The 8253-nt window shown below is 43.9% G+C and carries 10 protein-coding genes; 3 read left to right on the top strand and 7 right to left on the bottom strand.

What is annotated here, in order from left to right; all coding sequences use genetic code 11:
- From AC1DWN_RS21935 to AC1DWN_RS21915, 5 genes are all read right to left on the bottom strand, one after another.
- Window positions 1–349 (bottom strand): FtsX-like permease family protein (locus AC1DWN_RS21935; RefSeq protein ID WP_477561028.1); only part of this gene is annotated, 349 nt, incomplete at its 3' end.
- The gene (locus tag AC1DWN_RS21930) at window positions 324–1100 is read right to left on the bottom strand and encodes an ABC transporter ATP-binding protein (protein WP_477561027.1); all 777 of its coding nucleotides are present in this window, start codon (window positions 1098–1100) and stop codon (window positions 324–326) included. The genes AC1DWN_RS21935 and AC1DWN_RS21930, both read right to left, overlap by 26 nt.
- A 107-nt stretch (window positions 1101–1207) precedes the next feature.
- Complete coding sequence (locus tag AC1DWN_RS21925; protein WP_477561026.1) at window positions 1208–2320, bottom strand: sensor histidine kinase; 1113 nt, start codon at window positions 2318–2320, stop codon at window positions 1208–1210.
- Window positions 2317–3072 carry a response regulator transcription factor gene (locus AC1DWN_RS21920; protein ID WP_477561025.1) on the bottom strand — a complete coding sequence of 252 codons (756 nt, stop codon included), beginning with the start codon at window positions 3070–3072 and terminating at the stop codon, window positions 2317–2319. Before AC1DWN_RS21920 ends, AC1DWN_RS21925 begins: the two co-directional genes overlap by 4 nt.
- A gap of 608 nt (window positions 3073–3680) precedes the next feature.
- A complete protein-coding gene (locus AC1DWN_RS21915; RefSeq protein WP_477561024.1) occupies window positions 3681–4043 on the bottom strand; it encodes a HesB/IscA family protein in 363 nt (120 codons plus the stop codon).
- Window positions 4044–4309: 266 nt separating this feature from the next.
- On the opposite strand from AC1DWN_RS21915, the gene mqnE reads away from it, so the two are divergent.
- Together mqnE and AC1DWN_RS21905 are read left to right on the top strand one after the other, a co-directional pair.
- Complete coding sequence (gene mqnE, locus AC1DWN_RS21910) at window positions 4310–5413, top strand: aminofutalosine synthase MqnE (RefSeq protein WP_477561023.1); 1104 nt, start codon at window positions 4310–4312, stop codon at window positions 5411–5413.
- A 63-nt stretch (window positions 5414–5476) separates the two neighbouring features.
- On the top strand, window positions 5477–6544 hold the full coding sequence (locus AC1DWN_RS21905) for an NAD(P)/FAD-dependent oxidoreductase (protein WP_477561022.1): 1068 nt from the start codon (window positions 5477–5479) through the stop codon (window positions 6542–6544).
- Window positions 6545–6561: 17 nt separating this feature from the next.
- On the opposite strand, the gene AC1DWN_RS21900 is transcribed toward AC1DWN_RS21905, so the two are convergent.
- On the bottom strand, window positions 6562–6822 hold the full coding sequence (locus tag AC1DWN_RS21900) for a DUF1450 domain-containing protein (protein ID WP_477561029.1): 261 nt from the start codon (window positions 6820–6822) through the stop codon (window positions 6562–6564).
- Between the two features lie 98 nt (window positions 6823–6920).
- Between AC1DWN_RS21900 and AC1DWN_RS21895 the strand changes: the two genes are divergently transcribed.
- Complete coding sequence (locus tag AC1DWN_RS21895) at window positions 6921–7166, top strand: NifU family protein (RefSeq protein ID WP_475810891.1); 246 nt, start codon at window positions 6921–6923, stop codon at window positions 7164–7166.
- A 172-nt stretch (window positions 7167–7338) separates the two neighbouring features.
- On the opposite strand, the gene AC1DWN_RS21890 is transcribed toward AC1DWN_RS21895, so the two are convergent.
- Window positions 7339–8121, bottom strand: coding sequence for an SDR family oxidoreductase (locus tag AC1DWN_RS21890; protein WP_477561021.1), 783 nt, complete (start codon window positions 8119–8121; stop codon window positions 7339–7341).
- Between the last annotated feature and the right edge of the window lie 132 nt (window positions 8122–8253).

Here is an 8253-nt window from a genome sequence, read left to right as displayed (position 1 = left end):
CAGGCACTGCAATGGCTGCATTTTCATAGATAACTAGCTTTCTCAGCTGTGCCCTTGTCATACCGAATAATGAAAATAAACCAAACTCCTGCTGCCTTGTCTTAAGAAAGGCCGAATTGGAGTAAAGCACAAATAGGAATGAGAAGATCACAATAATGTATTCACAAAACACCATGCCTTGACGAATTTTCGATGCAGCCATAATATGACCGCTCACCACGTCAGGATGTGCTAGAAATGCTGCATAAATATAAAATATCATGACAGAAAATACACTACTTAGAAAAAACGCGCTATACGACCGCCAGTTACCCCGTACATTACTAAGCGCGAGCGAACGGAATGTCATCGAAATTACCTCCCAGAATGCTGAGCGCATCTAATATTTGCTGGAAGAACGCTTGTCGATTCGAGCCGCGGCGTATCTCAGAGAAAAACTTGCCATCTTTTATAAAGACGATTCTCTGACAATAGCTTGCCGAGAACGGATCATGCGTTACCATTAGTACGGTCGCTTTGAAGCGCTCATTCATGTCCTTGAGGGAGTCCATAACATCCTTTGCTGACTTGGAATCCAGATTACCAGTAAGCTCATCCGCCAGCACAAGCGAAGGCTGGTGCACGATAGCTCGAGCGATAGCCGCGCGCTGTTTCTGACCACCTGATACTTCATAGGTTCGCTTATTTAAAATAGCTGTGATTTGCAGCAGCTCAGCAAGCGGCATTAGCTTCTGCTCAATTAACTTTGGTGCCATGCCCTCCAATACGAGCGGCAAAATAATATTTTCTTTGATGGAAAGCGTGTCAAGTAAATTGAAGTCTTGAAATACGAATCCAAGCTCGCGGCGACGGAACAACGCCAGTTTCTTATCCGTCAGTTTACTTGGGTTCACGCCATTAATTTCGAGTTGGCCGGAAGTCGGCCGATCAATCGTTGCCAGCAAATTAAGCAGCGTTGTTTTCCCGCTTCCCGAAGGACCCATGACACCAACGRATTCCCCGGCTTCTACAGTTAGCTCAACATCTTCTAACGCCTTGTAAACGACATTACCTTTACTGCTATATATTTTACCTAGCCCCTGCGCTCTTAGTACGCTCATTACCTATTTCCTCCTCGAATTTCTCTGTATAAAAGCTTTAATAATGCTAGTATAGCCCCGAGGAGGTTTCAAACCCATCGATTACTCTTTCATTTCTGAATGGAAGCTTACAAAGTTGTCACTATAGCCCGAATACTTTCTTTAGCTTCGCTGTTCAATCGATGAATACCACGTGGTTCAAAAGTTATAGTGAACGTTGTGCCTACCCCTATTTCTGATGATACACCTAATACATGACCCAGCCTATTGCAAACCTGTTTCACTAAATAAAGTCCCATACCCGTTGACTCCCCTTCCACTCGTCCATTTTCACCAGTGAAAAACGGATCAAAGATTCGTGGCAAATCATACGATGCGATTCCAATGCCTTCATCCCTTACCTCCAGCACTCCACCACCATGCTCGTGAGACAATAAATGAAATACAATGGACTTAGAGCCTGCCTTGCTTTTACTATACTTAATGGCATTACTAACAAATTGATTTAGCACAAACGTCATCCATTTCTCATCCGTCTCTACCCACAACTCTCCGTCTATACGAGGGAAAATCGAATGGCGGATGCATAGCCTTTTATGCGCGTTAATAACCGTTCGGATGAGCTCATGCAGAGGAATCTTTTTGCTATGCAAATCGATCTCGAATTTATCTAGGCGCGCAGTGTACAGCATCATCTCAAGACCTCTTGTTAAACGATCCGATTCCTCGTGAATGCTTACAACAAGCTGCTTTTCCTCTTCCTGAAGCGATGGCTTCTGCAATGCCTCCTGTGCAAGCAAATCAATCACCGAAACAGGTGTCTTCATATGGTGAACCCATTGCAGCACGAAGTGATTATGAAACTCCTGCTGACGGCGATATTTGCCAAGCTCATTCAAATAGGAGCGATGCTGCTCTTCCAATAACTGTGTGACGAGCTGCTGTTCCTTCGTGACAACACTCCGAACGATTGAAGACGCCTGCAGCTCACCTGAACGAGCTATTGCTTCTAGAAGCTGTTTGAAATAAGCGCGCTGACGAAGATAATCAGCCATAAGCCACAACAGCACAAAAATAATAGCTAACACAATAAAATAATAAATCGTATTTAGATCAATAAATCCCGGATTTCGTTCCTTCTCCAGCAGCATGAGAACGATGAATACACCAATTATTAGAGCAAATACGAGTATATAAAGTAATCGATCACGCAAAAAAATAAGGGCAGATACCCCCCTCATAACGTTTCTTCCTCCTGTTTGGCAGTATCAAGCGTCAGCTTATAGCCTTTTCCACGTATGGTCTCAATTGCCTTCGGCAGTCCGAGCTCCTCCAGCTTTTTGCGAAGCCTTGTTACATTTACAGTCAACGTATTATCATCGACGAACTGCACATCATCCCATAACGACTCCAGCAGCTCCTCACGCGAAGCAACTTGCCCAGGCCGCTTCATTAAGCTCTCTGCCAGCAACTGCTCGTTTTTGGTCAGCTCGACCCGCCGCCCTTCCCACTCCAGCTCATTACGGCTTAAAAACAAGCGCAGTCCACTTGCAACGATTTCGCCTTGGCCGCTTCCAGAGCTTCCGTTGCTATCGCCTATTTCAGTTAAACCTRCACCTGACGAATACTCGCCATATACACGCCTTAACACGCTCTTCACCTTCGCCATCAATAAATCTAAATGAATGGGCTTAGTTACATAATCGTCCCCGCCGTTCTCAATCGCCATAACCTGATCCATTTCCCCGGCACGAGCGGAAATAAATATAATGGGCACACTTGAACGGGTACGAATTTGTCTACACCAATAGTAACCATCAAAATACGGTAAATTAATATCAAGCAGCACTAAATGCGGCTCATATGCCTCCAACTCCAGCATCAGTTCGCGAAAGTTCATGGCGGAAGCTGCCTCAAATCCGTATTTCTCCATGTTATTTTTAAGAATCGCTGCTATTTTCACATCGTCCTCTACAATGAAAACTCGATACATGATGTGCCTCCTATATTCGTTCATTTTTGCTTTTATTAACATAGCAGGAACGGGACAACTGATCAAACATAACCTTATTTATAGAGCACATTTTATTTTTTCTAAAATTATTGATTGTTAGATGTATAAGTAACTCAAAATATGTGCAAGATATATTTGACGGTGTGAAGAGAGGTGTGGTTCCGTTGGACCATTCGGTGCTAGGGCTACAAGAGGAATTTAACTAATCACTAAGCCAACTGAAAGCGAGGGGTTGTGTCGCAGAATATTTCTGAACACACACGCCTAGTAACATTCCTTTAAAACGGAAAGTGAACAAGCGGTGCCCAAGTATTTCTAATGATGTGAAGTGTGACTTTTGAAGATACTCATACGATCAAACACCGTCGAAGGGGAGCCTGTAAAAGGGCTCCTTTTTCTTATGTGCATTTCACAAGCGTAAACGGCTGTCGCCGTCTTCTTCGGCAAAAGCATTCGTTTCGCGGAGATATATAAGTACATTTATAAGTGAAAACTTATAAATTATTGTATATTAAAAAAAGGGTTATATCGGAAGGTCTATGACCTCACGATATAACCCTTTACTATATTTTACTTAACTTCCACAATTAGCACTCGCCTGCAGCAGCTGGCTTGCCAGCAGCAGTCGCCGTACGGAACGACGATCCACAACCGCATGTCGCGCTTGCGTTAGGATTTTCGATTGTAAAACCACCGCTCATTCCCGACTCTTTAAAATCGATAACGAGGCCGTTCAAATAAGGAATGCTATCCCCGTCCACAACAACCTTCAGACCTTGCATTTCTAGTGCTTTATCGCCTTCATGCTCTTCATCATCGAAACCCATTCCGTATGAGAAGCCTGTGCAGCCGCCTTCTTTGACGCCGATCCGCAAAAACATTTCAGGACCGCCTTCTTCTGCCAGCATTTCTTTTATTTTATCAGATGCTGTATCACTAATTGTGATCATGTTACATCCCTCCGCTTATCAATATCTATTCTAAATCTATTCCAAAATGAAGTTCACTTACTTATAAATAGTATACTCCAATTTGTTCAGTCCCTCAAGATAATATGCCTAAAGCTCTAATTTACTACCCCTACACAGCCACACCGCTGAAGAAAAGACTTTTCTTATTGCCCGTACTACATATCAGGTTTATAATAGTTACAGCTTCTTGCTCGGAAAAGAACGTTATTTTTTTCACAAACTACATTTATTTAGGAGGCTACGCCATGAACGTTGTTATCCCTACTGAAGACAAACAGATGCAGCAAATTATTGAAAAAGTTCGTCATGGCCAGCGGCTTTCGCTGGAAGATGGCATTTTCTTATATCAATCGGATGATCTGCTGACCATCGGTCAACTGGCCAATGAAGTCGCATTGCGCAAAAATGGCAAAAAGGTTTATTTTATCGAGAACATGAGTCTCTATTTCACCAACGTGTGCGAAGCGCATTGTGCGTTCTGCAACTTCCGCAAAGACGAAGGCGAAGAAGGCTCTTACACTCTTAGCGGTCAGCAAATGATTGAGTATGTCGAGAAGCACTACCATCCTGGCGTTAGAGAGTTCCATATCGTCGGTGGCCATAACCCGAACGTTCCTTTCCAATATTATGTCGATTCACTGAAAGCATTGAAAGCAAGATTCCCGGAAGTGACACTTAAAGCATACACAGCTGCGGAAATTGACTTCTTCTCACGCATTAGCGGACTTAGCTACAAGGAAGTGCTCGAGGAGCTTATAAAAGCAGGACTTCAATCACTTACCGGCGGAGGCGCAGAAATATTATCGGATCATTATCGTAAGAAAATGCGTGTTGATAAAGCAGATGTTTCGCAGTATCTACAAGTACACCGAACTGCGCATGAGCTCGGATTAAGAACACATACAACCATGTTATATGGATCCATCGAAACCAAAGAAGAACGTATCCGCCATTTGATTCATATCCGTGAGTTGCAGGATGAAACGAACGGCTTTCTCGTGTTCATTCCATTGTCTATGCAGCCGATTAATCCAAAAGCCGGGATCCGTCGTCGCAACTCTGCCTTTGAGGACTTAAAGACGATTGCAATCAGTCGGTTAATGCTTGATAACTTCCAGCATATTAAAGCTTATTTCATTAATATTGGCGTTCAGCTTACTCAAGTAGCTCTAACTATGGGAGCTTCAGATGCGCACGGAACGATTGTAAAAGAAAAGATCAGCCATGCAGCAGGTGCATTAACGCCAGAAGGTATTACTCGTGAGGACCTAATCTGGCTAATTAAAGGAGCAGGCCGGATTCCGGTTGAGCGTGACACCTTTTACAATGAAATAAAAGTGTATGATTGAGTATTCAGTAACCATAAAGCACATTATAGTACTATCATATAGAAGCATGGAGCTGGAATAAATATGAGAAAAGTAATCATTTTGGGTGGAGGCTATGGCGGACTCGCTATCGCAAACGATCTGTTAGAGAAACAATTACCAGAGGACGTATCCATCATTTTGGTTGACCGCATGCCCTTCCAAGGTTTGAAGACAGAATATTACGCATTAGCTGCAGGTACGGTTTCGGATCTAGAGCTTAGAATTAAATTTCCTGTAGACCCTAGAATCACGATTACTTATGGTGAAGTGTTGGATGTGGACATGGAGCAAAAGCTCGTTCATATCCAGGATGAGGAGTCACTCGAGTATGAATGGCTTGTTATAGGACTTGGCTGCACGGATAAGTACCACGGTATTGACGGTGCTGAACAGTTCTCCACAAGCATTCAAACGTTCTCAGCAGCAAGACAGACGTACGCCAAGCTTAACGGAGTAAAGCCATACGGACAAATATCAATCGTTGGCGGTGGTTTAAGCGGGGTTGAAGTAGCTGCCGAACTTAGGGAAAGCCGTCCTGACCTTAATATTAGGATTTTGGATCGAGGACCACGTGTATTATCCGCATTCCCAGGCAAGCTTCAAGCTTATGTTGCTGATTGGTTTGCCGAACATCAAGTGGAGATGCTCGGCAATGTCGGTTTAACGAAGCTGGAAGGCGGCATATTACATGATTGTCATTCATCTAGTCCTATTTATAGCGATGTGACAGTATGGACAGCAGGCATCCAGCCTGTGCCGCTCGTTCAGCGCATGAATTTGCCRAAAGATAATCAAGGAAGATTAATTATTAACGAGTACCACCAATTGCCAGACTATAACGACGTATTTATCGTCGGTGATTGTGCTGCTTTACCATTATCACCAAGCGGGCAAGCAGCAGGTGCGCAAGGAAAACAAATTGCTGAGGTTATGCAAGCCATTTGGCATAATAAAACGCCTCGTTTAGGTAAGATTAAGCTAAAGGGCGTGCTTGGTTCTCTAGGCAAAAAAAGTGGGTTTGGGATTATGGGCGGCACACCTATAATGGGTCGTGTGCCACGGCTTGTTAAGAGTGGTGTGCTCTGGCGTTCTAAGCGTCACTTGGGCTAATGGGATAAGCACTCTCATTACAAATCATCAAGCAGCTTGTCCAGTGCATCACGATCAGCATCCTGCTGCTCGAGTGCTTTCAAGATTTGTTCATGTAATTCATCGACAGATTCAACGGCTACTATAGTACCTTCCACAAGTGCAAACGGTTTTAAATAACATTCACCGCAATTGCCCAGACAGCCATATTCGTTGACTTCGAACTCTTCATCTTCTTCGAATGTTTTCATTATACGGTCTGTGCCATGGTGCATATTGCTGGCACAAAACTCGATCATTGGTTTAAACACTATGCTTCACCTAACTTTACTTAGTTACTATCCATTTTCAATTGCTTCACTTTGTACTATAATAGGGGAGAAAGGAGATGATTGCAATGAGTGAACAAACACAAAGCACTATGTATGATGAAGTGTTAGACGTTTTAGATAAGCTTCGTCCGTTTTTACAACGTGACGGCGGCGATGTTGAATTAGTTGATGTCGAAGGCGGCATTATTCAACTTCGTTTGATGGGAGCTTGCGGCAGCTGTCCAAGTTCGACAATTACACTTAAAGCGGGTATTGAACGCGCACTTCTTGAAGAAGTTGAAGGTGTAGTGGAAGTCGTTCAAGTATTCTAAAAAATATAAGAACCTATAAGACACACCTTTATACGGTGCTTATATGTCATTAGGGTTGTGATTGTCATGCTTTGCATGCTATCCGTTATCCCAGAAATGACGAAGAGTCTTATCGAATGCAAGGAGCCTCGCTCCTTCGCTTATCGATAAGACTCTTTTTTTGTATAGGATGTTAGTATACCCCTTTAATATTAGCGACAATCGGATCAAAGCCACCTGTTACGTCAATCACGTTTCCAGTTAAAAAGTTGGATTTCATCTCACACAAAAACTGAATGACACGTGCGACATCCTCACCTGCTCCTGGCCGTCCAATGGGCGACTCGGAGTCATATTCGTCCTCTACCTCAGCAATGGAACGTTCTTTATTCAGGCCGCGAATATCACCAGGCCCGATCAAATTGACAGTAATGCCATACGGCGCTTCTTCAACAGCCAGTGACTTCGTAAAGGATACTAAACCAGTCTTGGCCGCAGCATAAACCGCCCGATGAGGCCAGGCTCTTGCTTCCCCAGCATGACCAAAACCAAAGTGAATAATACGTCCCCACTTTCGCCGTCTCATTTCCGGTAAAAGACGATGGTCAAGAAGCATCACACCTAACAAATTTCCATGCAGCAGCCGAATAATCGTGGCCTCATCATAATTGCTAAACAAGCGTCGCTCTCGTACAAATGGACCCGCGTTATTTACGAGAATATCAGCACCGCCAGCCCAGCTTTCGGTTGCTTCAGCAAGCGTTTCAACGCCCTCAGTCGTCGAGATGTCGGCTTGTACCGTGATTGCCTTTGCACCTAACGCCTCGATTTGCTGTTTCACCTGCAGTGCTTCCAGCTCGCTCTGAAAGTAATTGATTACGATATTGCAGCCCTGCTCCGCAAGCTGCAGCGCCGTTCGTTTGCCTAAGCCCTTGGCGCTTCCCGTTACTAATGCTGTTCTGCCCTTTAGCTCCACGAGTATTCCCCGCCCCCCGTGATTATGTATGCTTTTTACGCATTAAGCCGCATGCGTATTGAAATGTGAGCAGCAACGATTCGATTGCCAAATATAAACCTTGCGTCAAATCAGCGGATTGCTTCTCAATAT

It is taken from the genome of Paenibacillus sp. P4_A7, from assembly GCF_056402455.1.
The sequence above is the reverse complement of the archived record's forward strand: the minus strand, read 5'-3'. Positions and strand labels throughout refer to the sequence as shown.